This window comes from Coleofasciculus sp. FACHB-542, from assembly GCF_014695825.1.
Classification (GTDB): domain Bacteria; phylum Cyanobacteriota; class Cyanobacteriia; order Cyanobacteriales; family FACHB-T130; genus FACHB-T130.
In genome coordinates this window covers 21,888-44,313 of sequence record NZ_JACJPB010000053.1, presented here as the reverse complement: position 1 = coordinate 44,313, position 22,426 = coordinate 21,888, and the positions used below count along the sequence as shown (strand labels likewise).

Genomic DNA, 22,426 nt, shown 5'->3' with positions numbered 1-22,426 from the left:
AAGGAAATCCCTAAAAATTTTGCCTTTTAAATTTTTTATTTTTAAAATTTAATAATTTTTATCCTTCAAGGGTGTGCAAATACATAACTTCCTCGATCGGTACCGACAAGGAGAACGCGATTTTTCCTATGTAGACCTCAGTGGAGCCAGCCTCGGCGGGGTCAATCTCCGCGATATAAACTTAACCGGAGCGAACTTGAGCGGTGCCAACCTCAGTTGGGCTTCTCTGAACCAATCCAAGCTGATTGGTGCTTGTCTGCGCCAAGCCGATATGCGGAGTGTCAACCTCACAGGTGCCAATCTTAACCAGGCAATTTTGAGTCGCGCTCGGATGGTGAAAGTGGACTTGCGTTTAGCCACTCTCCAAGACGCCGACCTCAACTGGGCGGTGCTTCAAGAAGCCGACTTGAGCGGTGCTGACTTGCGTAGGGCGAAGCTGGATCAAATCAATCTCGAAAATGCCAAACTCAACGGCACTCAGTTAATCGAAGCCGAGTTGATGGAGGCAAATCTCCGTCGCGCTAGCTTGGTTGGCGCAAACCTCAGCAGTGCAAATCTTCGGGAAGCGCATCTAGAAGCTGCGAATTTACGAGATGCAATTTTAGTCGGCACCAACTTGACGGAAGCCGACCTCAGTTCCGCCTACTTGCGGGCGGCAAATTTGACTGAGGCAGACTTGCATCGGTCAATTCTCATCGGTGCCGATTTGAGCGAGGCGATTCTTAATAGTGCTGACTTGAGTCGGGTAAATTTAACGGGAGCGTATTTACTCAAAGCCAGTTTGCGAAAAGCTTATTTACTGCGAGCGATCTTGCAGGATGTGTATTTGTTACGTGCCGACTTGAGCGAGGCAAATTTACGCGGGGCGGATCTGCGGAAAGCTGATTTGAGCGGGGCATACCTGGGCGACTGCACGATGTCCGAGGCAAATTTGGGCGACGCCTATCTTCTAGAAAGTCATCTGATTCGCACCAATCTCGACCAAGCGCAACTGACCGGCTGTTGCATCAGCAACTGGCATCTTGAGGATGTCGATCTTTCTAAGGTGGAGTGCCGTTATGTTTTTACCCGGTTTAATTACGCGACTAAAAAACCGACTGAGCGCTTTCCAATCGGTCGGGATTTTGAGCCGGGGGAATTTGGCAAGGACGATAGCACCGGGGACGCGGAGGGTGCGGAGGGTGCCACTACCATAGAAGTTTTTTTGAAAGAAGCTCCGAATTGGGAAGCGCTGGTGTTTACTTTGGCTCAGGTGCAACTCGATTCTCCTGACTTGCAACTCAGTATTAAGTCTTACCAACCCCAGGAGGAGCAGTATCTGCTAAAACTGGCGTCGAGTCATTTTGTGAATGCGAAAACTCTGTCTCAACGAGTTTTGCAGATCTACCCGGAGATGCTTCAGTTGGTAGAGTCTAAGCGACAAGCGATCTTGGATCTGCTGGAAATCAAGGTTCGCCCAGAAAATCCACCTGTAACGCTGAAGGTACCGCCACCGCCACCGCCACCGTTACTACCGTCGCCTCCACCCGATTATCGGCTGCGGATTTATCAAGAGGTGGTGAAACAGATCCAACTGATTATCCTCTCCCAAGCGCCAGAGCAGTTGGTCGAAAGCGTGCAGCGGTTGTTGAATTTCCTGAAGAACGAGGGGATCTCGACCGAAGAAATCCAAAAGACAATGATTAGTCAGGCGCTGGTGAAGCGAGCAAAGCAAGACCAGACGTTCCAAAAGCAGTTGTTGCAGTGGGAGAAGACGGCGGATGAAACGGTGCGTTTTTCAATGGTGGGGGAGTCACTCCGGTTAGCGATCGCGCTCATTTGGCCCCACCTTCCGCAAAAATAGAGTTGTCTATGTAGATGAGACAGCTCTAGCTTTCCCACCCGCGTTCAACCTGGTACGCTCAAGGTAGGCGCTGGTAACACTGTGTATGCGATCGCTGAATAAAAATTCCCACAACCATCTCTTCATCAAGCTAATTCCCTATTTATTATTCTTGGGGATTTTGGGGATAACGCTGCTTTCTTTGCTTAGCTTAGTTGGCTGGAATATCTTTTTAGAACAGCTTTCTCACTTTAAACTGCAATATCTCATTGTAGGGTTAGTGTTATTTGCCTTACTCTTACTGACTCGCAAAAAACTCTTAATCTTGATTAGCCTATTTTGTATTTCTCTACTTTTGGCCGAGATACTCCCTTGGTATATTTCTCTATCGCCAAAACCGGGGAATAATATTGAATCTATCCGAATTTTAAGCTCAAATCTGAATACGCAAAATAAAAGCTATTCAAAAATATTATCTGTCGTTAGAAAAGAAAAACCAGAAATTGCTGTCTTTTTAGAAGTTAACGACGCTTGGATAAAACAATTAGATTCTGTTCTTGATATTCTTCCCTACTCCATCAAAAAACCTAATCCTTATAATCTAGGTATCGCCGTTTATAGCAAGCAGCCTCTCACCAACGCTTCTATCAATCTTTTTGGGACAGATAAAAATAATAGTATTGTTGGCAACTTTACGATGAACGGACAATTGATTACCCTGATTGCCACTCATCCGCTACCGCCCGTCAAACCTACCTTCTTTCATTCTCGGAATCAACAGCTAGACAAAATCAGCCAATATATACAAAAATTGAAAACCCCAGTTGTAATGGTTGGGGATTTAAATATAACTATGTGGTCTCCTTATTACAAAAGATTTATCAATAAAACTGGGCTGCATAATGCCCAGAAAGGATTTGGAATTCTACCGAGTTGGCCTATGAAAGCTTCTTATTCTCAAACTCTCCCACGTTTCTCTTTTGCTTTATCCATTCCTATCGATCATTGTTTAATCAGTCCAGAAATTAAAGTCAAGAATATTCGCACTGGGCCGAATGTTGGTTCAGACCACCGACCTTTAATTGCAGACTTGGTAATTCCAGAAAAGAAATGAACCACTCCAGGCGCAAACAACACAAAAGGTAGAAATGAGGGCAAGATAGGTAAACTGAGAGCGCAAGTAATGCAATACGTCCCCTTAGTGGTGTTCGCTCCTTAGAAATCCCTTCCCTAGCCCCTTAAAAGGGAGGAAATTTGCCCCTTTTGTTAATCAGGGTTTGGGGATCGAGCCTCAACCGAAAAAGATTGGGAAACGATCGCTAGAAAAAGGGAAAATGTTTGCCAATAGACTCGGCAGCAGATTATCCTAAAGAACGCAATTTATGAGTTTCGGGTGGTTAAGAACCATTGTTTGACAATATTAATGTTTCTACGGGTAGCAGAGGCAGTGACGGCAAAACCGCCGGTCATCAGTTTGATGGTTGGTCGCTAGAAGAGCGAAATCCCGATGTGATTAAAGCTTGGATGCCGGTATGGGAATGGTTCTACCGCCACTATTTTCGGGTTCAAACGGATGGCTGGCATCATATGCCCCCCGAAGGGAAGGTGCTGGTTGTCGGTTCCCATAATGGAGGTTTGGCTTCGCCCGATACTTCGATGTTTTTGTATGACTGGTTCCGCCGGTTTGGCTACGAACGCTTAGCTTATGGACTCATGCATCCGTCAGCTTGGAAAACTCCTATCTTCGCGGTGCCAGCTGCCCAGGTAGGGGCGCTGATCGCGCATCCGAAAGTAGCGATCGCTGCCCTCCAGCGAGGTGCTGCCGTACTCGTCTATCCTGGCGGGGCTGAAGATATGTTTCGTCCTTACAACCAGCGTTATCAAATTCATCTAGCAGGGCGTAAGGGATTTATCAAACTGGCACTGCGGGAAGAAGCGCCAATTGTACCGATTATTTCTCATGGTGCCCACGAGACGCTGATTGTTCTAGCCGATTTCTACCAGCAAGTGCGACAACTGCATGAATGGGGCTTTCCCTGGAAGTTAGATGCTGAGACGGGTGTATTTCCACTTTATTTAGGGTTGCCTTGGGGAGTGGCAATTGGCCCGATCCCGAATTTTCCGCTACCAGTGCAAATTCATACCCGCGTCCTAGCCCCAATTGTGTTTGAACGCTATGGTCGTGCAGCAGCGAGCGATCGCGCTTATGTGAATGCTTGCTATGAAAAAGTTTGTACCCAGATGCAACTTGCACTAGACCGTTTAGTTCTAGAAGTTAGCGCGAGGCAATCATCCGCACCCTAAAAAGGCACAGGAACTAAACCAACTGCAAAGAACCCAAAGAAAAGAATACAAGAGGGCGATCGCACCGGGGATCTTCCCCTCCCAACTCACTTTTTCACCTAGTAGCGGTGAATTAATGAAGGCGAAGCACGCTTGAGAGTAACGTTGCTTCGCTATCCCGCGACTAATTATCTATATTGATTCATCCTCGGTATCGTGATAGAGATGAGGACTTGAGGGTGCCAAAGCTCAAGTGAATCTAGGGAGAAGCAATCGAGATGAAAACAAAGGGGTTGAGATGAGCATAGAGAGTTATGCACCACCAGTAAACCAGCTGCTCACCTATGGCAATTGCGCCGAGATGGACTTTGACAATTGGCCTGACTATCTGGAACTCGGTATTGCCCCCACGGACATTCCTAACTTGATCCGCATGGCAACAGACAACGAGTTATACCGGGATGATGAAGACACGCTCGAATCCTGGGCACCCATTCATGCCTGGAGAGCATTGGGCCAACTCCGCGCTGAGGCTGGCATTGAGCCGCTCATGGGCTTGTTTGAGAAAGAGGAAAGCAACTATTGGGAATGGATTGCCGAAGAACTGCCATTAGTCTATAGCATGATCGGGCAAGCCGCGATTCCGGCTCTGGCGGCTTATCTAGCGGATACCTCTCAGGCGATATTCCCCCGCACAACGGCTCTTAACTGTCTGGAAGACATTGCAATCGATCATCCTGAGGCTCGTCCTGAGTGTGTTGCGATTCTCACCCATCAACTAGAATCGTTTGCAGAAAACGGCTCAGAATTGAATAGCTTTCTCATAGGTTCCCTGGTCGATCTGAAGGCGGTAGAGTCCGCGCCGCTGATAGAGCGTGTCTTTGCTGCTGATACCGTGGATCGTTTCTTGGTAGGAGACTGGGATGATGTGCAGGTGGGATTGGGCTTGAAGTCGCCTGAAGAATTACCGAAGAAAGAATTTAACCAGAGCTTTCAAAGAAAGGGGGTCAGCGATCCTGGCTTCACGGGTTCATCAATTTCTCAGGAAGCAAAAGGCTTTCGCCCTGGCAAGAGCGATCCCAAAGCCAAGTCTAAAAAAAAGATGTCCAAGGAGTCACGCAAGAAAAACCAGAAAAAGCGGAAGTAATTTAATCGGGGTTAGCGATTGTTGAGGTGCGAACTGACAAGTCAGCGCTAGGCGAACGCCTCGCTTTGAAGACACGCGATCGCCTCTGGCTCAGCTGGGGTCAACGATATATTTTTGCTCCGGTAGTACATTGTGCGATCGCACATCAGTTGCCTCTGTCTCTGATTCGGTATCAGCGATTGCCTGCACAGACTCTATAAACTGGCTATCCAGCAAAAAAACTCCTCTGGCAAAGCGGACGCTCCAATATCCCCCTGGACGCCGGTCAACAACGACCCCCTCTTCCCCAAGCTGAATCACATCAGGAGGACGCAGCATCGGCATCGGTTCCGCTGTTTTAACGTAAGGCGGCAACGTTACCACACGGACTCGCTCACCAATTACAAATTCTTTAGACATCAGTTTTTAGGTAATGAAGTAGTTGGGTGTCAGTAGTCATTAGTTCTAAGTTCTTTGCGAGTGACACCAATGACTAATAACAACTGACTAATGACTACTTATCAAATATTCAAGGCGCTTGCCAAATCTTTTGGTGATATTGCTCTACATTTCTGTATGGATCTTCAGCAGGGTGAGCATGATCGTGACCATGCCCGTGCCCATGCCCATGCCCATGCCCATGTCCATGCCCATGATGAGAATGATCGTGGGCGGGAGTGTGCCCCTTACTGTTGCTATTGGCTGCTATCCTGAATTTGCACATTTCGCAATTCATTTGCACTTGCCCCAACTGTGTCTCAATTTCTCGTTCTCTTAATACAGACAACAACTGAGGGTGAATGCCCATTTCTGGTAGGCAAGTCATGGAAATATCCGGGTATTGCTCCTGTTGTTGCGCCGTGATGTCGAAAATCTTTTTAACTAAGACGCCGGTAAATAGGAAGTACGGTAGGACGATAATGCGTTTAGGCTCGTAGAGTCTAGCACGGCGGAACCCTTCTTCTAGGCGAGGATGGGTAATGCCGATAAAGCAAGTTTCAACGGTGGCGTAGCCGCTACCTTCCCACAGAATCCGGGCAAGCTTATAAACATCGCTGTTCGCATCAGGATCGCTGGAACCCCGACCGACAAAGAGCAGAACCGTTTCTGAGCGATTGTACTGGGGTTGGTCTAATTCCGAAAGACGCGATCGCCACAAATCCAAAATCCCTGGCGTAATCCCAAAATGACGCCCATAGTAAAACTTCACCTGGGGATGTCTAACCCTTGCCCGGTCTAACTCATTCGTAACATCAAACTTATTGTGTCGAGCTGCAAATAGCAAAATCGGCAATACAGAGAGTTCCGTGTAACCCTCTTCTACACAGCGATCCACCCCCTCCTGTATCGTGGGGGTAGTGAGTTCTAGAAAACAAGGTAAAACAGGACGCGACGGGTCTAACGCTTGATACGCATCGGCAAAATCTAGAAGACTCTGCCGTCCATCCTCATCTTTGGTGCCATGACCAACCATCAACAACGGACGACGCAAAGGTAGCGGCGGCAATTGAATCGACTGGGGAGTAGGGGATTGCAGTCCCATCAGATCGGTTGAATTTATACTAGGCATCAATTTGATTGCTCCTTTCCCGTGCAAGGCAGGAAGTTAGACTGTATGAAGGTAGTACTAAGTAGGCATTCTGGCTTCCGAGAGTCACCTCGTTTACAGCTGCCGCACAGCCCCGGATTTGCACCGGCGTTTCCCCACGTTGTTACCCTTTACGTGTGCCTTGATATCTTAGCCGATCCGGTCGCAGCTCAAAATCCAGGGGGAGGGGGTATTCCCAAGACTCTCCAGATGCCAGTTTTTGATGCCCCATCAAAACTGAAGGAAAATTTTCCCCACTTTATCGAGTATCATTCGCAAGTTTGACGCTCGATCGGGCAACTCTAGAATTGATTGACCGTTTGTGGCTTTTTTACAAAAGCGGGATGCTCCCGTTTTTTGTAGCTTATAGAACCTTATCAATCCAAACCATTGCTGACTGTATAAAGATAAAGATAACCCCATACCTAGAAGTCTGATAAAAAATACAAATTATCCATTACAAAATACCGCCCTGAGTGCGACGATGCACAGCCAGTGCTAACCCGGCAAAAACTAAGGAAGTCATGCTTGAAGGCTCGGGTGTAGATACGGGTGCAACGTTTAATTTTACTCGACGCCCTGTTTGCATCGAGAGTGAAATATTTGCCAAGGTTGATGAAGAATACACTTGCCAGCGGTTCAACTCTCTAGGCGGTACAGTAAATTGCACTAACATTTCCCAATTGCTGTCAAGCGAACCAATGGCTAAACCATCAGTGCAACAAGCTCCCCAACCCTGATTTGAAATAAAGAGGCTGCCAGTGGAATTTGCAGTTGCCTCACCTAAATCGTCAACAATTTTTAATTCCGCCGTATCTCCCAACAAGTTAAAGCTCATTTTAGCTGCTCCACCTGTTAGATTACCCGGCTTAGAATGAACGATGAACAGTGACAGCCCATCAATAGCATCTACAAAAAAAAGGTGAGATTGCTTAGCCGTTAAACTCAGGGCTGGGTTACTAAAGGATGAATTATAACCTTTGCTATACTGGTAGTAATTGGCTGCTGTTGTATTTGTACTGAAAGCTTCAACAAACCCCAAGATATTACTATCAAAGTCACCCAAACCTGGTTTAGATTCTTGCGACACCTTAAGCATCGTGGCGGCTTCGGAGCGCTGGCCAAAGAATGGAACGAACAGCGCGATCGCTACCAACATCAAAAGCTTTTTCATAACTTGTTATTTTGTAGATGCTTTGCTCACTAAAACCAGAATACGTTTATTTAAATAAAGTTATAATAAAGTCAAATTAATAAAATTGTGAACTTAATAACTTTTACATCTTTATTTCAGGGAAAATACGAATTGACTTTAAAAGAAATATCGGTTCTTCGGAAACGCTTCCTCCTAGACGGAACCACCCCATTTAATTTTTCTTTATTTTCCACAGCGAACCCTCTTCTGTTACCTTCGCAAGGACAGAAGAGGGTTTGCCAATTGATATGCTTTCTAAATGAGCTGAATTAAGGTTTAGAAAACCGGAATTTTTACCTTTAATTGCCGCTGAAGTGGCACGTTAACGAAATCCTGCGGAAGAGGATGTCCCTCCTAATATCCGAGAGTATCCGCTCCCCCTAAGGAAGTTTAAAAAGCAGGGTGGTTTCATACAACCCTTAGAAAATATCGAGGCATTGCGACATTTTGTAGGGGCATGGCAATCAAAAAGCCCCTACCGCCAACCAAAATCAACGCTACATAATTTTCTTTTAATAAATGAAACCACCCTGCCTTAGGGAAGCTTAAAGAGGAAGGAACCGAACCACTCAAAGTCCCCTTTTTAAGGGGTATCATCAGTGGGTAAGCGTGTCACAAGAATTTTCACACCTCGGCTAAGCTGCCTTTACCCAATAAACCTAGCCGCATGAATGATTGAATAATTGTAAAGCTTCTTCTTTTAGAATTCCTTTGGTCACTTTTATTTTCTTAAACCCTTTTCTAATAATTTCTTCACTAGATAAGTCAAGCTGGGAAACACCAGCCTCAATCAAGTCTTGAATGGAAGCTCCAAATATAATTTCAGATATCCCTGCCCATATACAAGCTGTTGTACACATTGGGCACGGTTCGCAAGTTGTGTACAAGGTATAACCTTCTAAAGAAGGATTTTTCATTTCTTTTGTTAAACAACGAATCGCGTTAAGTTCTGCATGGGCAGTTGGGTCATTATCCGTTTCCACAGTATTGTGTGCTTTAATAATTACTTGATTATCTTTAACAATTACTGCACCGTAGGGAGCATCTCCTAGCTTTGCTTCTTCCAGGGCTATCTTCATAAATTTTTCTGTTTTCATCCAACTCCTGCGCCAAAAAAAATTCTAGATGAGACTTATCTTATCCTATTTTAAAATAAGTCTATAAATTATCATCCTTAAATAAACTGATAAAATGCTGAAAAACAATTGCTTGAATTTTTAACATTATTAATCTATATCAACCACAGTAAATTATTCTAGCAATCAGAATATGTTTGGTTTCCTTCAGCAAAGCCTGCAACAACGCCGCGCTTAGTTGTTGCGGGTCAGTACGAGTAATTCGCGATACCAAAATTTTATCCAGCAGTTTCGTGACCCTAGTATAAGCTTGAACGGCTAGAGCTAGCATCATGCTCCTACAACTCTTTAATTAATCGAGAATTATTTTGATTTCCTTCCCCGTGATGTTACTCTAAGCGACAAGATGAACGTCTTCGTTCGATAGAGTGATGCCTATCACTCTGTTATTTATTAATGTCTTGCTTCTGGAAACTCTACTATGCGCTTGACTTCGCTCGATGTATTTCGAGGTATTGCCATTGCGGGAATGATTTTAGTTAATCAGGCGGGAGTTGCCGACCAAGTATATCCTTTCCTGGAACACGCAGAATGGCACGGCTGCACCTTGGCAGACTTGGTATTTCCCTTCTTTCTATTTATTGTCGGCGGGGCAATGACCTTTTCCCTTTCCAAATACGCGGAAGGGAACCCCCCTAGTGCCGATGTTTATAGACAAATTTTACGCCGAGCGGCGATTCTTTTTATTCTTGGTTTGCTGCTGAACGGCTTCTGGAATTATGACTTCAGCTCCATCCGCATCATGGGCGTCTTGCAGCGGATTAGCCTTGCCTACCTGGTGGCTGCTCTGATAGTTCTTAACGTGCCACGCAAAGGACAGTGGGTACTCGCAGCACTGCTACTCATTGGGTACTGGATGGCGATGTCTTTGATCCCGGTTCCCGATTATGGAGCTGGTGTCTTAACGAGGGAAGGGAATTTTGGCGCTTATATTGACCGCCTGATTATTGGCACAGCGCATCTGTATAAGGGAGATAATTTCAACTCAATGGGAGATCCTGAAGGTCTTTTCAGCACTCTTCCAGCAGTTGTCACCGTCCTCACCGGCTACTTTACGGTTGACTGGATACGCACCCAACCAGTACAGTCACGCACCAGTATCGGCTTGGTTTTGTTTGGCATTGCTTGCCTAGTCGCTGGATGGGCGTGGGGGTTAACGTTTCCCATCAACAAGAAACTGTGGACGAGTTCTTTTGTGCTTTTCACAACTGGTTGGGCGTTGCTGTTGCTGGCAGCTTGTTATGAATTGATGGAAGTGCGGAAGTTCCGTCGATGGGGAAAGCCGTTTGAAGTTATGGGGTTAAACGCTATCTTCGCGTTCGTCGCCTCAGTTGTGCTGATTAAAATCCTGGCTAAAACCCACGTTGGAACCGGCGAAACCGCCCCAACTACTTATAACTGGATCTATGAGAATGCCTTTGTGTCTTGGGCGGGAGCGATGAACGCCTCTTTATTGTTCGCCATCGTGACATTGCTGTTCTGGTGGGCGATTCTGTACGCAATGTATCGCCAAAAGTGGTTTTTGAAAATCTGAGACAGCACTTCCTCATGACTCCAGAAATGACCGGGATCACTTAGTTATTAAGGTGTTGTCACAATTTTTTCTAGCTTGCATCACTGGGGATGGTTCGGAAAAAGCTGAGAGTAGAGATATCAAATTCTTGATCTGACCATGACAGCTGAGTTTTTTCCGACCCAAGTGACTATCGAGGATCTAGTTGCTCAGATATTCGTCTCCCGCCGGATTACTCCTGTGAACCAGTACCAGCTGCAAACTGTCCTGCTCACTAAAGATTGGCTGGATGAAGAAGAACAAACCATGCTCAATCGGCTATTTTATGGTGTCCGGCATGGTTTGCTAAAACTAGGGGAATAAGTGAATCCTACTCAATAGGGTGGTAATAACCTACGGAATCCATGCAAGATCACCACAAGCATGAAAAACAGATTCCTCAGGAAAAGACCAGACAAAGGCAGAAACAAGGGTCGTTGCCCTACACCTCGCTCAGAAACCTCAGTTAATCTGCTTCCCAATCTTTCCATCCAAGTAATATTTCTCGGCATTTCCCAGAGACCATCAAGCCACACGGAGGGAATGCCGATTTTGCCTACAGAAGCCCCGATAATTCCGCCTAAAATTGCTGCTGTGGTGTCTGTGTCCCCGCCGCAATGAATGATTTCTAGGATGGCGGTTCGATAATCTTGCTGAGATCTCAACCAGGCATAAATTACCACTGGCACAGTGTGATAAATATAGCCAGTGACGCCTGTGCCCACCCCCATGTGAGCGGTAAAGGATTCTGTACTTTCTTGGGCATCTGCACTGTCGCAAGCTTTTTTAATTAGCTGCAAGAATTCACCAGCCTCTGCCCCTAGGATTTTTTCAAGAGTGCGATAGTAATCTTGGGGCAAAACAGAGGATTGGTGGCTGGAAAGATAGGATGCGATCGCTACCGCCAAAGCCCCATATTCTGCTTTAGGATCGGTATGGGTGATGTGGGTGGATATTCTGACGAACTCGCGTAATTTTTGGATGTCGTCCCCATAACAGACACCAATAATTGCGCTTCTCATCGCGGGGCCATTTCCGGCGGAGAAAACACCAGCGCGCTCGCAGGGAAATCCTACCCATAGCCTCAAAATAGCTTTTAAGGTAGCGTATCCGATCCCTGCTGGTAGACCCAGTAGCCAGAAGCGCAATTTCCAAGCCAGTTGTTTCGCAAATATCTGGACATCCCCGTCTGCAACGATTAAAGCCTGGGCAACCATGCAGGTGTGTTCCGTATCATCGGAAACCATGCCTTTACCAAAGAAGAAATGGTGGCTGTTTATTTGAGGATAAAGGCGATGTTGCCGTTGTTTTGATAAGCCTTCGTAAGGGAGTCCGATGGCGTCACCTACAGCAGTTCCAAGTATACAGCCAATGATTGCATCTGCTTTTTGAAGGGGCATGGGATTAACGAACCGCCAAGGACGCAGAGGACGCAGAGAGAGTTAGGAAGAGAGAACGATGCGGCGGATGCCGTCTTTGAGGAGGGAGACGTTAAAGTTGATGAGCAGGGCAAGGGGATAGTTGGTCATTTTAAGGTAGGAGAGGACTTGGGCTTGGTGAATAGGATCTAGGTTTTGAACAGCTTTCAATTCAACAATTAGGACATCACCAACCAGAAAATCTAATCTGCCTTCACCCACTTGATGACCTTTATAGGTCACAGCTAGCGTTTTCTGAGGTTTAGAAAATATTCCCCGCAACCGAAACTCTACCTCTAACGCCTCCTGATACACAGACTCCAAAAATCCCGGCCCCAGCACTCGATGCACCTCCATCGCCGCACCTATCACAGCATACGCAAGTTTATCCACCTCCTCACTTGGCTCTCTTTTCTTGGCGTCCTTGGCGTCTTGGCGGTTCGTTCTCATATACCCTTCCCTACCGTATGGCAAAATTTATGTAAAGCCGTCTTCATTTATTCTTCCCAGCATGACCGCAACAATCCCCGCCCTCGCCAGCCAATACGACCCCACTACGACAGAAACCAAGTGGCAGAAGTTCTGGGAAGAAAACCAAGTCTTCAAAGCCGACCCGAATCATCCAGGCGAACCTTACTGCATCGTGATTCCGCCACCCAACGTCACGGGTAGCTTGCACATGGGACACGCCTTTGAGAGTTCCCTAATTGACACCCTCGTGCGCTACCACCGAATGAAGGGACGCAACACTCTGTGGGTACCGGGAACCGACCACGCCAGTATCGCAGTGAACGCTGTACTGGAAAAACAACTGAAGGCAGAAGGAAAAACTCGCCATGAGGTGGGACGCGAGAAGTTTTTAGAACGGGCTTGGCAGTGGAAAACCGAATCTGAGGGAACCATTGTTAATCAGCTGCGGCGTTTGGGCGTCTCGGTGGATTGGACGCGGGAACGCTTCACGATGGATGAAGGCTTATCCAAAGCCGTGTTGGAAGCTTTTATCCAAATGTATGAGGAAGGACTCATTTATCGCGGCAATTATCTGGTGAACTGGTGTCCCGCGAGTCAATCTGCCGTGTCTGACTTGGAGGTAGATAATCAAGAAGTTAACGGGCATCTGTGGCACTTCCGCTATCCCCTCACGGATGGCAGCGGCTATGTGGAAGTAGCGACGACTCGACCGGAAACGATGCTGGGCGATACAGGGGTGGCGGTGAATCCCAACGATGACCGCTACAAACATTTGATTGGGAAGACGCTGACGCTGCCAATTATGGGGCGAGAAATTCCGATTATTGGCGATGAATTGGTCGATCCGGCTTTCGGGACGGGTTGCGTGAAGGTGACACCCGCCCATGACCCCAATGACTTTGAAATGGGTCAGCGTCACTCTTTGCCGTTTATCAACATCATGAATAAGGACGGCTCCTTAAACGAAAACGCTGGAGAATTTCAGGGGCAAGACCGCTTTGTTGCCCGGAAGAATGTGGTGCAGCGACTGGAAGCAGACGGCGTTCTGGTGAAAGTAGAGGAGTATAAGCATAAGGTTCCTTATAGCGATCGCGGGAAAGTCCCGGTCGAACCCCTCCTCTCAACTCAGTGGTTTGTCAAAATTCGCCCTCTCGCTGACCGGGCGCTAGGGTTTCTGGACGATCGGAATTCACCGGAGTTTGTCCCAGAACGCTGGACGAAGGTTTATCGCGACTGGCTAGTAAAACTAAAAGATTGGTGTATTTCTCGCCAACTGTGGTGGGGACATCAAATCCCAGCTTGGTATGCGGTGAGTGAAACAGGCGACGCAATTACCGACGAAACGCCGTTTGTTGTCGCCCGTACCGAGGCAGAGGCACGGGAGAAGGCATTTGCACAATTTGGGGACAATGTCAAGTTAGAACAAGATCCAGATGTTCTCGATACCTGGTTCTCTTCTGGTTTGTGGCCTTTTTCGACGCTGGGTTGGCCCGAACAGACGCCAGATTTAACAACCTATTACCCCACCACAACCCTCGTGACAGGCTTTGACATCATCTTCTTCTGGGTTGCCAGAATGACGATGATGGCGGGGCATTTTACGGGACAAATGCCTTTCCAGGACGTTTACATCCACGGCTTAGTGCTGGATGAGAACGGCAAGAAAATGTCTAAATCTGCCAACAATGGCATCGATCCGCTATTGCTGATTGACAAATACGGCACCGATGCCCTGCGCTACACCTTAATTAAAGAAGTGGCTGGGGCGGGTCAAGATATCCGGATGGAGTACAACCGCAAGACCGATGAATCGGCTTCGGTTGAAGCTAGCCGCAATTTCACGAACAAATTGTGGAATGCTGCCCGGTTTGTGATGATGAATCTGGATGGCAAGACACCGCAACAATTGGGGAACCCCACCCCAACCGTCCCGGATAACGGAGGAGATTTAGAACTATGCGATCGCTGGATTCTCTCCCGCTACCATCAAGTAGTGCAGCAAACCGGCGACTACATCAACAACTATGGTCTTGGTGAAGCCGCTAAGGGACTGTATGAATTCTTTTGGGGCGATTTCTGCGACTGGTACATTGAACTGGTCAAACCTCGCCTGCGCCCAGACGCCCCCGCTTCCTCGCGGTTGGTTGCTCAGCAAACTCTCGCTTATGTGCTGGAAGGAATTCTAAAATTACTCCATCCTTTCATGCCGCACATTACCGAGGAAATTTGGCATACGCTGACTCAAGCGAATGAAGGCAAAAGCTTAGCGTTGGAATCTTATCCCAAATCCGATCCAGCACTCATTAACCCGGATTTAGAGCAACAATTTGAGCTGCTGATTGGCACAATTCGGACGATTCGCAACTTACGGGCAGAAGCAGATATTAAGCCTGGGGTGAAGGTGTCAGCAATCTTGCAAACTGAAAGCGATCGCGAACGGCATATCCTCTTGGCTGGCAAGTCTTATATTCAAGACTTGGCGAAGGTGGAAGAATTAACCATCCCAGGGACAGCCGAAACACAACAGCCGCCTTCATCTGCCGAAACACCCAATCAGGCGGTATCTGCCAACGAAAAAGGCAACTTTAAAATTAGCCCAATTTTCTTGCCATTTTTACTGTTGCTGCCGTTGCTCTTTTTAGTGGGCACTGGTGTAATTGCGGTGGCAACAGTGGCAAAACAAATTCTCGGAACCCGTGTCTCAGAAGCCAAACAAGTTGGTGCGACGAATCCTCCATCCACCGTTTCTCCCCCAGAACCGGCGAGTACCGCACAAGCGGATACGCCACAAGCGATCGCTGGTGTCGTGGGTACGGTGCAAGTTTCGATTCCCCTCGCTGGTGTCGTCGATGTGGATGCTCTGCGTGCCAAGTTAGAGAAAAATTTGAACAAAGTTGAAGCAGAAGCAAAAGCCCTTTCGGGACGTTTGAGCAATGCCAAATTTGTTGATAAAGCACCCGCTGATGTCGTCAAGGGAGCGCGGGATGCCCTTGCCGAAGCCGAGACACAGGCAGAAATGCTGCGCGAACGACTCGCGCAACTGTAGAAGAGACTGTAGAAGCGATCGCGTAGGGGCAAAGATATCTCGCCCCTACGAATCCCACTCTGGGTTACACACTCCTTCTTGGGAGGGAAGAAGAAAAGGGTTGTTTAAAGTAGAATACGCCCGTAAAGTTAGGGTGCCCAGTTTTATTAATTTAAAGACAAAATACCAATGCGATATTTTGCCGAAGTGCAAAAAAATGAATCATCGGGCAGTCTGGAATTGCGAATCCTAGCTGAGCAAACCTCTGACAATATCTGGGCAGTGGTGGAGAAGGAATCTGTCGTTCCCGCCGCTGAGATTCCATCCTTAAGCGAAGGTTTGTTGGTTCTGGCAGACCTTGGCGAAAATCAGCAGATTCTAAGTATTCACGAAGCCAAAAACTGGGTTTTGGATTTAGTGCAGCAGTACCTGACAAGTAGTATTACTCCCGCTTTTTTGCAGCAGGAAGCCGAACGTGCTGAACACTGGCGGCAAGACCTTACTTTACAAAGTCAGGAATTAGCTCGCAAAAATTTGGAAATGGAAGCGCGTCGCGAACAAATTCAAACTTTAGAACAAGAACTCGAACAGAAGAAGAAGCAACTAGAAGCCTTAGAAGCAGACCTAAAAAAGAGAGGCAGTAACTAGAGGGAACGCCGCATCAGGGGACGTTTGCAACCCTTGGCAATACTTCTGGGATCTGAGATAAGAACCCTAAACCCCAAACCCCACCCCTTACAAGGAAAGGGTGGGGCAGAGGTGAGAAACGAATTACTCACGTTAAGACATTATCGTTGGCAACCCTTGGCGACGGCTTGGGGAGAAGCACGCCGGTGGTGGTTCGTTGCGGCTCCCCTAACAGCACCACAGAGCAAGCGAGATGTTGAACCAGCTGGGTCGTGATATCGCTAACTTCCAGACCGCCCGCAGTGCGGTATCGTAGCGATCGCAATACAATCAAATCAAACGAACGAGCTGTATTGAGAATCGCTTGCGCCACATTCTCATGCTTAATCACTTCAATCTCAAAGTTCGTCTCCGGTGCCCACTTTGAGGCTAAAAGAGACAGTTGCGATCGCGTCCACGCTACCTTAGCAGCCGAAGTTCTAGCATTGCAGACGTGTAACAACGTTACCTGAGCTTGATTGGAATCGGCTAGAATTTTCGCAAACCGTAACGGTTGCGTCCCTTGCCCCGTCAAGTTTTCCACCGGCACCAAAATGCGGTGAAAATTCATAGGTGAATCCAAGAGGCGTGTCACCACAACTGGACAATGGGACGCCCACAGCACGCTATCAATCACATTGCCAAACAAACGCGCCCTGAAGCCCGTCCGTTTGCCCCAGCCCATCACAATTAAACTCGCTTTTTGTTCGCGGCTAGCGCGGCTAATTCCGCGAGCAATGTCGTCATCTAGGCGCAGCAACGGCTCGGTTTTCACACCCAGTTCCCCAGCCAGTTCCGTGGCTCGCTCAAGTAGCATCTCACTGCGTTGGAACGCAGCTTCCATCTGCGGTGCGTCCATCTGAGCATTGGTTGTCGTAATCGCTAAAGGCACAATTCGTCCAGCTTCATGCCGCGCCAATAGCGCTGCCATTTCCATCAAATACTTCTCAGTTTGCGGATTGTAGACGGGTACAACTACTGTAAAAGGATGGCTTGCCGATGCCTTTTCCCCATCCAGTCGAGTTTTATCGCTCTCTAGTGGCTCAGCTTCCGTTACGATTAATCCGGGTGCGAACTGACTGGTAATCAACGGTCCTAGCGTTGCCGTCACCAGCATTAAGACAATAACGCTGTTTAAAACCTCTTCCGTTAGTAGTCCAACCCGGTAGCCGACGAGAGTAGCAGCCAGCGTTGCCGCAACCTGGGGCAGCGACAGCGACCACATCACGAGCATCTCGCGCCAGTTGTAGCGGTAGACAAATTTAGCCAACAGAGCCGCTAAAAACTTACTACCAATCAAACCCACTACAATCGCTAGCGTCAGCCAGATAGAACTGAGCGTTTTAATAAATGCTGGGATATCAATCAGTAGCCCCATATCCACAAAGAAAATGGGGATAAACAGGACGCTTCCGACAAAAACCACTTTTTCTTTTACTTGCCCTTCCCCCACAACATCATTCACCGCCAGACCGGCAAGGAAAGCTCCGACAATTTTTTCCACACCGATTAGCTGGGCACCCAACGATGCGAGAAATAGTGCCAAGAGTACAAATAAAAATTGATTGCCTTCTTCTTGCCCAGTGCGCCGGAAAAACTCTCGACCCGCCCAGTCAAAGCCAAACAAAATGACGGCAGAGTAGACAATCAAAGAACCAAAAAGGGTGAGTAGCTTCACAACCGTGAAGTCACCCCCATGAATTCCCACACAAACAGCCAATACCAGTAGAGCGCCAACGTCAGTGAAGATGGTCGCTCCAATTGTCACCGTGACGGCTTCGTTCCCTACTACGCCAAGACGGCTCACAATCGGGTAAGCCAAGAGGGTATGGGAGGCAAACAGAGAGCCAATCAAAATTGAAGCGTTCCAGTCAAAGTTGAATACACGCCCCACGATTGTTCCCATAATTAGGGGCACTAAAAAGGTAAACGTGCCAAAACCGGCAGAGCGATGCTTCGTTTTGCGGAACTGCTCAATGTCAACTTCTAGCCCTGCCACAAACATCAGGTAAACTAACCCGATATCTGATAGCAGCTTCATCGTCTCTGATTCTTTCTGAAGCAGCTGCAACCCATTAGGCCCAAGAACCACTCCCGCTACCAGCAAACCAACCAGTCCTGGCAGTCGCAGCCGCTCAAAAAGGATGGGCACGGTCAAGATGACTACTAGCAAAAGAGCGAAGGGAACAATTGGTTCCTCTCGGAACACATGCAAAATCGGTTCCATAAACAGCGGCTTGGAGATGAGTTTGAAGCGATGCTTGCAAAAGTCAGCGATGCTGACTTTTGAAAACATGGTGGTATCACTGGAGACATCCTACAGAAAAACCGTTTTTTGCGCCCTACCCTAAAGAAATAGGGGTGCTGGGTGCAGTAGATGAATATATTTTGGATCTACGGGGTGCCCCAATGGAAGTAGAGTTACAGAAGTTTTTGCGCCCTAAGCGCGAAGGACGGATATTTTGAGGACAAGACACCTTTAATTTTTAGGCGTTAAGTTTCTAGGGCATCGGCTGCCTATAAACGGATTTGGCTCAAAATATACCTCAAGCGGTCGTAGTCGTCCTTGAGAAGGACGCTGAGGGTCCGTCCTGCCTGCACCAACCAGTCACGGTCAGCCTTGCGTAGTTGATAAATTTCTCGAATCGCTGCTGCAATCAGCGCCTCCACCGGCGCACCCATGACCTGCAATAAGGTTCTTAAGAAATCCATCTGTTCGCTGAAGTGAACAATTTCCTCCGGTTCGCACTGGTAAACCGCTTGATGAATTTGCGGCGGACGAGGCGGCAGGTACTGATAAATCGTTCCACCCAGGCGCTTAGAACCATTGACCCCTTGATGGGTAGCTTCAAAACCAACAATAGCGGCGCGGAACTCGGTTTTCAGCATGGCAAATATTTGGGGTTGCTGCTCTCGCAGTTCCTGCAATGATAGCCCCAAGGCTCTTGCGCGGTGAATGGAATCAATGGGACTGGTCGCCGCATGATAAACAACAGCAAAGACGAGATTTCCCGACTCTTCATCCGTAGCTTTGACCCAACTGCCAAAGGCTGGCATGACAGGGAAGCTCAAGTCTTCTGGATCGAGACACTGTGCCAGGAATTCAGTCGTTGCCGTCTCAATCACCTCAGCAATATGGTTGGCGGGGCGATCGCCTGTGGCAAACTGTGGCAGGGGAAGTCGCATATTTTTGGTAATGGATAATCGGTAATGGGTAATCGGTAATTAGTCGTTCATGTTTCTTTAGGTAAAAACCATGAACTTTGAAGCATGACTAATTACCAATTACTTTTTTCCAATCTTATTTTGCTTTTTTGCGACCTGCTGTTGTCTCTGCAAGTTCTAATTCTGATAGTTGGAAGGTGACGAGTTTATCCCAATTTCCCCCTTCAAATAGGACTGCTGCCTTTCCCTCGCCAACCCGTTGGACTAGCCCTTTATAGCCGTAGTAGATATCGTTAGTGTTCTTTACTTGAACGACCGCTCCAGGCAGAATCATGATTTTTTCTCGGTTAAGTTTTCATTTATTAGCTTAATAGCAGTTAGCTGTCATTCGTCATAGGTCAAACCAGCGACCTATAACGAATGACAAAAAGCTAAAACTTCAATCGGTGTCGATAATTTGCCACAGACTCTACAATCCCCAGCGCCAAAAAATTCTTCAACATCGCCGAACGACCATAACTAACCCAGGGAAGGGGAATGCCGGTTACGGGTGCAAGTCCCATCGTCATGCCTAGGTTAACGACCACCTGAAACACAATCATCGATAAGACGCCAATTGCTAATAAAGATCCAAAGTTGTCTTTGGCATTTTGGGCAATAATCACCAAGCGCAGGCAGATCAACCAAAAGATAAATAGCAGAAAGAAACTGCCTGCAAGTCCGAATTCTTCACCAATGGCAGAGAAAATGAAGTCAGTGTGCTGTTCCGGAATAAAGTTAAGTTGGGTTTGGGTTCCCTTGTGAAGCCCTCGTCCCCACAGTTCGCCTGCACCAATGGCAATACGAGATTGGATCAGGTGGTATCCGCCGCCGAGGGGATCTAGATCCGGGTTAAGGAACAAAATCAATCTGTCTTTTTGATAGTCTTTCAAAACTCCCCAGAAGATTTGCCCTAACTCGCCTCCCACCAAGTTGACGACGATCGCTCCAATGGCACCCGACAACGGCCACGGTAAGGTGCGCCAACCAATAATGCCCATGATTGCCGTCCAGATGAACCATCCGGGCATAAATACGTTAAACAAGATAGCCGAAATCACTGGAGAAGCTAGCAGGATTAGCCAGCCGGGATTGGCATTCCCCCAGTAGAGCATACCCAGCACGATCGCTCCAAACACCAAGGAGGTTCCCAGGTCGGGCTGCAAAAATACTAAAATCCAGGGAACCCCAGTCACCGCTAAAGCTCTCAAAACAGCGGGAATCGTCGAGGCGGGTCGAGCATGTAGAATAGCAGCCAGGGTGATTATCACCCCTAATTTGGCAAATTCAGAGGGTTGAATGTTAAAGTCGCCGATAGTAATCCATCTTTGGGCACCTTTGGCGCTGGTACCAATAATCATCACCGCGATCAGGGACAAGTTGGTAATGCCATAAAGAATCCAGTGCCACTGGAGCAGGTTCTCGTAACGCGATCGCGCGATAAACATCGCCAATATCAGCCCAATGAGGCCCACCAGCCAGTGCCACCACCAGTCGGTCAATCCCTGGTTAAGTTCGGCACTGCGGATCATCACACCTCCAAAAATGGTGAGTCCAACAATCAGTCCCAATAGCAGCCAATCTACCTCTTGCCAAGGGGAAAGCAGCGATCGCCAGCGAAAACCAGTTAGTGACTTATGCAACATTGCTAAACAATTAAAAATTAAAAGTTAAAAATTAAAAAGGCAAATTTTTTACTTTACCTTTTTAATTTTTCTTAAGTTAAGGCAGCGACAGAAACTTTGCCCGCGATCGCTTGAGCGATCGCCATCAGCGCTTTCGCAGAAGCCGACTCTGGATCGGCAACCACAATCGGCACTCCTGCATCGCCCCCCTCTCGCACGGGCATTTCTAGCGGTACGCAGCCCAGCAACGGTACGCCGAGTTCTTGCGCCATCTTTTCACCGCCTCCAGAGCCAAAAATGTCATACTGCTTGTCGGGCATATCCGGCGGAATAAAATAACTCATATTTTCCACCATTCCCAACACGGATACTCCCAACTGCTGGAACATCTTCAAGCCCTTACGCGAATCCAACAAAGCCACCGTCTGCGGCGTCGTTACAATGACTACCCCAGCCATTGGCACCGCCTGCGCTAGCGTTAACTGGGCATCTCCAGTGCCGGGGGGCATATCTACAATCAAATAATCCAGTTCCCCCCACTGTACTTGGTAGAGAAACTGGCGAATAATTCCATTCAGCATCGGACCCCGCCAGATCACCGGCTGATCCTTGTCAATCAAAAACCCCATTGAAACTAATTTGACGCCGTAGTTAAAAGCCGGTTCCAACTCTTCACCATTGGCACCTTGCCGCACGCTTATCTTGGCGTCTGACAATCCCAGCATTGTCGGGTCATTAGGCCCGTAAATATCCGCATCAATCAGACCAACTTTAGCTCCTAAATGTGCTAAAGCCACTGCCACATTCACCGCTACAGTACTTTTGCCCACACCGCCCTTGCCACTAGAAATCGCGATGATATTCTTTACACCAGCAATTCCGGCGCGATCCGGAAGCGACTTTTGTTGGGGTGTCTCAGCGGTGACATCTACCACGACATCTGTCACTTCTGGCAAATTTTTCTTGAGTGCCTGTTCGCACTCTTCAACGATGAACTGGCGTAGTGGACAGGCAGGTGTCGTCAGCACCAGAGTGAAGCTGACTTTTCCGGAGTCAATTTGCACATTGCGAATCATGTTCAACTCGACCAAACTCTTGCGGAGTTCGGGATCTTGCACGGGTCGCAATACTTCTAAAACTGAGCTGGCATCGAGCATAACTAGGTTACTTGCATTCCTTATCCCAGATATTGCACCTGGGACAAAACGATCGGGGTTCTCTCTCTTCAAGTATCTTAACGGTTTGTTTGACGCGATCGCGCTATGCAGTTCAGGGTCTAAATTTAGATTGTTAATTACTAATTACTAATTGATAA

Annotated in this window: 21 protein-coding genes and 1 riboswitch; of the genes, 9 read left to right on the top strand and 12 right to left on the bottom strand. The window is 47.7% G+C overall.

Annotated elements, in window-relative coordinates:
* Positions 1 to 73: 73 nt before the first annotated feature.
* The 4 genes from H6F52_RS22205 (at position 74) to H6F52_RS22190 (ending at position 5,252) form a co-directional block, all read left to right on the top strand.
* Complete coding sequence (locus tag H6F52_RS22205; protein ID WP_190432378.1) at positions 74 to 1,843, top strand: pentapeptide repeat-containing protein; 1,770 nt, start codon at positions 74 to 76, stop codon at positions 1,841 to 1,843.
* Between the two features lie 85 nt (positions 1,844 to 1,928).
* The gene (locus H6F52_RS22200) at positions 1,929 to 2,936 is read left to right on the top strand and encodes an endonuclease/exonuclease/phosphatase family protein (RefSeq protein WP_190536780.1); all 1,008 of its coding nucleotides are present in this window, start codon (positions 1,929 to 1,931) and stop codon (positions 2,934 to 2,936) included.
* Between the two features lie 305 nt (positions 2,937 to 3,241).
* Positions 3,242 to 4,126 (top strand): lysophospholipid acyltransferase family protein, encoded by an 885-nt coding sequence (locus H6F52_RS22195; protein ID WP_347276246.1) that lies wholly within the window; start codon positions 3,242 to 3,244, stop codon positions 4,124 to 4,126.
* A 277-nt stretch (positions 4,127 to 4,403) separates the two neighbouring features.
* Positions 4,404 to 5,252: a hypothetical protein gene (locus tag H6F52_RS22190; protein WP_190536779.1), complete on the top strand. Its 849-nt coding sequence runs from the start codon at positions 4,404 to 4,406 to the stop codon at positions 5,250 to 5,252.
* A 90-nt stretch (positions 5,253 to 5,342) separates the two neighbouring features.
* Here H6F52_RS22190 and sipA read toward each other — a convergent pair whose 3' ends face one another.
* From sipA to H6F52_RS22165, 5 genes are all read right to left on the bottom strand, one after another.
* Positions 5,343 to 5,651: a regulatory protein SipA gene (sipA, locus tag H6F52_RS22185; RefSeq protein WP_190536778.1), complete on the bottom strand. Its 309-nt coding sequence runs from the start codon at positions 5,649 to 5,651 to the stop codon at positions 5,343 to 5,345.
* Between the two features lie 109 nt (positions 5,652 to 5,760).
* On the bottom strand, positions 5,761 to 6,801 hold the full coding sequence (locus H6F52_RS22180; protein ID WP_190536777.1) for a sirohydrochlorin chelatase: 1,041 nt from the start codon (positions 6,799 to 6,801) through the stop codon (positions 5,761 to 5,763).
* A 42-nt stretch (positions 6,802 to 6,843) separates the two neighbouring features.
* A riboswitch (cobalamin riboswitch) is annotated at positions 6,844 to 6,979 on the bottom strand.
* Positions 6,980 to 7,276: 297 nt separating this feature from the next.
* The gene (locus H6F52_RS22175; protein ID WP_190536776.1) at positions 7,277 to 7,993 is read right to left on the bottom strand and encodes a hypothetical protein; all 717 of its coding nucleotides are present in this window, start codon (positions 7,991 to 7,993) and stop codon (positions 7,277 to 7,279) included.
* Between the two features lie 680 nt (positions 7,994 to 8,673).
* Positions 8,674 to 9,111 carry a nucleoside deaminase gene (locus tag H6F52_RS22170; RefSeq protein WP_190536775.1) on the bottom strand — a complete coding sequence of 146 codons (438 nt, stop codon included), beginning with the start codon at positions 9,109 to 9,111 and terminating at the stop codon, positions 8,674 to 8,676.
* Between the two features lie 139 nt (positions 9,112 to 9,250).
* Entirely contained in the window at positions 9,251 to 9,424 is a 174-nt protein-coding gene (locus H6F52_RS22165; RefSeq protein WP_190536774.1) for a hypothetical protein, read from the bottom strand.
* Positions 9,425 to 9,571: 147 nt separating this feature from the next.
* Here H6F52_RS22165 and H6F52_RS22160 point away from each other — a divergent pair, with 147 nt between their 5' ends.
* Positions 9,572 to 10,684 (top strand): acyltransferase family protein, encoded by a 1,113-nt coding sequence (locus H6F52_RS22160; RefSeq protein WP_190411685.1) that lies wholly within the window; start codon positions 9,572 to 9,574, stop codon positions 10,682 to 10,684.
* A gap of 138 nt (positions 10,685 to 10,822) precedes the next feature.
* Complete coding sequence (locus H6F52_RS22155) at positions 10,823 to 11,026, top strand: hypothetical protein (RefSeq protein WP_190411686.1); 204 nt, start codon at positions 10,823 to 10,825, stop codon at positions 11,024 to 11,026.
* An 11-nt stretch (positions 11,027 to 11,037) separates the two neighbouring features.
* On the opposite strand, the gene H6F52_RS22150 is transcribed toward H6F52_RS22155, so the two are convergent.
* Complete coding sequence (locus H6F52_RS22150) at positions 11,038 to 12,102, bottom strand: ADP-ribosylglycohydrolase family protein (protein WP_190536773.1); 1,065 nt, start codon at positions 12,100 to 12,102, stop codon at positions 11,038 to 11,040.
* Positions 12,103 to 12,144: 42 nt separating this feature from the next.
* Positions 12,145 to 12,570: a GxxExxY protein gene (locus H6F52_RS22145; RefSeq protein ID WP_190536772.1), complete on the bottom strand. Its 426-nt coding sequence runs from the start codon at positions 12,568 to 12,570 to the stop codon at positions 12,145 to 12,147.
* A 61-nt stretch (positions 12,571 to 12,631) separates the two neighbouring features.
* Here H6F52_RS22145 and H6F52_RS22140 point away from each other — a divergent pair, with 61 nt between their 5' ends.
* On the top strand, positions 12,632 to 15,637 hold the full coding sequence (locus tag H6F52_RS22140; protein ID WP_190536771.1) for a valine--tRNA ligase: 3,006 nt from the start codon (positions 12,632 to 12,634) through the stop codon (positions 15,635 to 15,637).
* 168 nt (positions 15,638 to 15,805) lie between these two features.
* Entirely contained in the window at positions 15,806 to 16,264 is a 459-nt protein-coding gene (locus tag H6F52_RS22135) for a hypothetical protein (RefSeq protein ID WP_190411690.1), read from the top strand.
* A 127-nt stretch (positions 16,265 to 16,391) separates the two neighbouring features.
* Here H6F52_RS22135 and H6F52_RS22130 read toward each other — a convergent pair whose 3' ends face one another.
* Complete coding sequence (locus H6F52_RS22130; RefSeq protein WP_190411729.1) at positions 16,392 to 18,509, bottom strand: cation:proton antiporter; 2,118 nt, start codon at positions 18,507 to 18,509, stop codon at positions 16,392 to 16,394.
* A 59-nt stretch (positions 18,510 to 18,568) separates the two neighbouring features.
* Between H6F52_RS22130 and H6F52_RS22125 the strand changes: the two genes are divergently transcribed.
* Positions 18,569 to 18,748, top strand: a complete 180-nt coding sequence (locus H6F52_RS22125) for a hypothetical protein (RefSeq protein ID WP_190411691.1) — start codon at positions 18,569 to 18,571, stop codon at positions 18,746 to 18,748.
* Positions 18,749 to 18,799: 51 nt separating this feature from the next.
* Here the strand turns inward: H6F52_RS22125 and H6F52_RS22120 are convergent, their stop codons facing one another.
* The 4 genes from H6F52_RS22120 to H6F52_RS22105 form a co-directional block, all read right to left on the bottom strand.
* The gene (locus H6F52_RS22120) at positions 18,800 to 19,468 is read right to left on the bottom strand and encodes an HAS-barrel domain-containing protein (protein WP_190411692.1); all 669 of its coding nucleotides are present in this window, start codon (positions 19,466 to 19,468) and stop codon (positions 18,800 to 18,802) included.
* A 115-nt stretch (positions 19,469 to 19,583) separates the two neighbouring features.
* Positions 19,584 to 19,781: an NAD(P)H dehydrogenase subunit NdhS gene (locus H6F52_RS22115; protein ID WP_190411693.1), complete on the bottom strand. Its 198-nt coding sequence runs from the start codon at positions 19,779 to 19,781 to the stop codon at positions 19,584 to 19,586.
* A gap of 97 nt (positions 19,782 to 19,878) precedes the next feature.
* On the bottom strand, positions 19,879 to 21,132 hold the full coding sequence (gene rodA, locus H6F52_RS22110) for a rod shape-determining protein RodA (RefSeq protein ID WP_190425394.1): 1,254 nt from the start codon (positions 21,130 to 21,132) through the stop codon (positions 19,879 to 19,881).
* Positions 21,133 to 21,203: 71 nt separating this feature from the next.
* A complete protein-coding gene (locus H6F52_RS22105) occupies positions 21,204 to 22,268 on the bottom strand; it encodes an Mrp/NBP35 family ATP-binding protein (RefSeq protein WP_190425392.1) in 1,065 nt (354 codons plus the stop codon).
* Between the last annotated feature and the right edge of the window lie 158 nt (positions 22,269 to 22,426).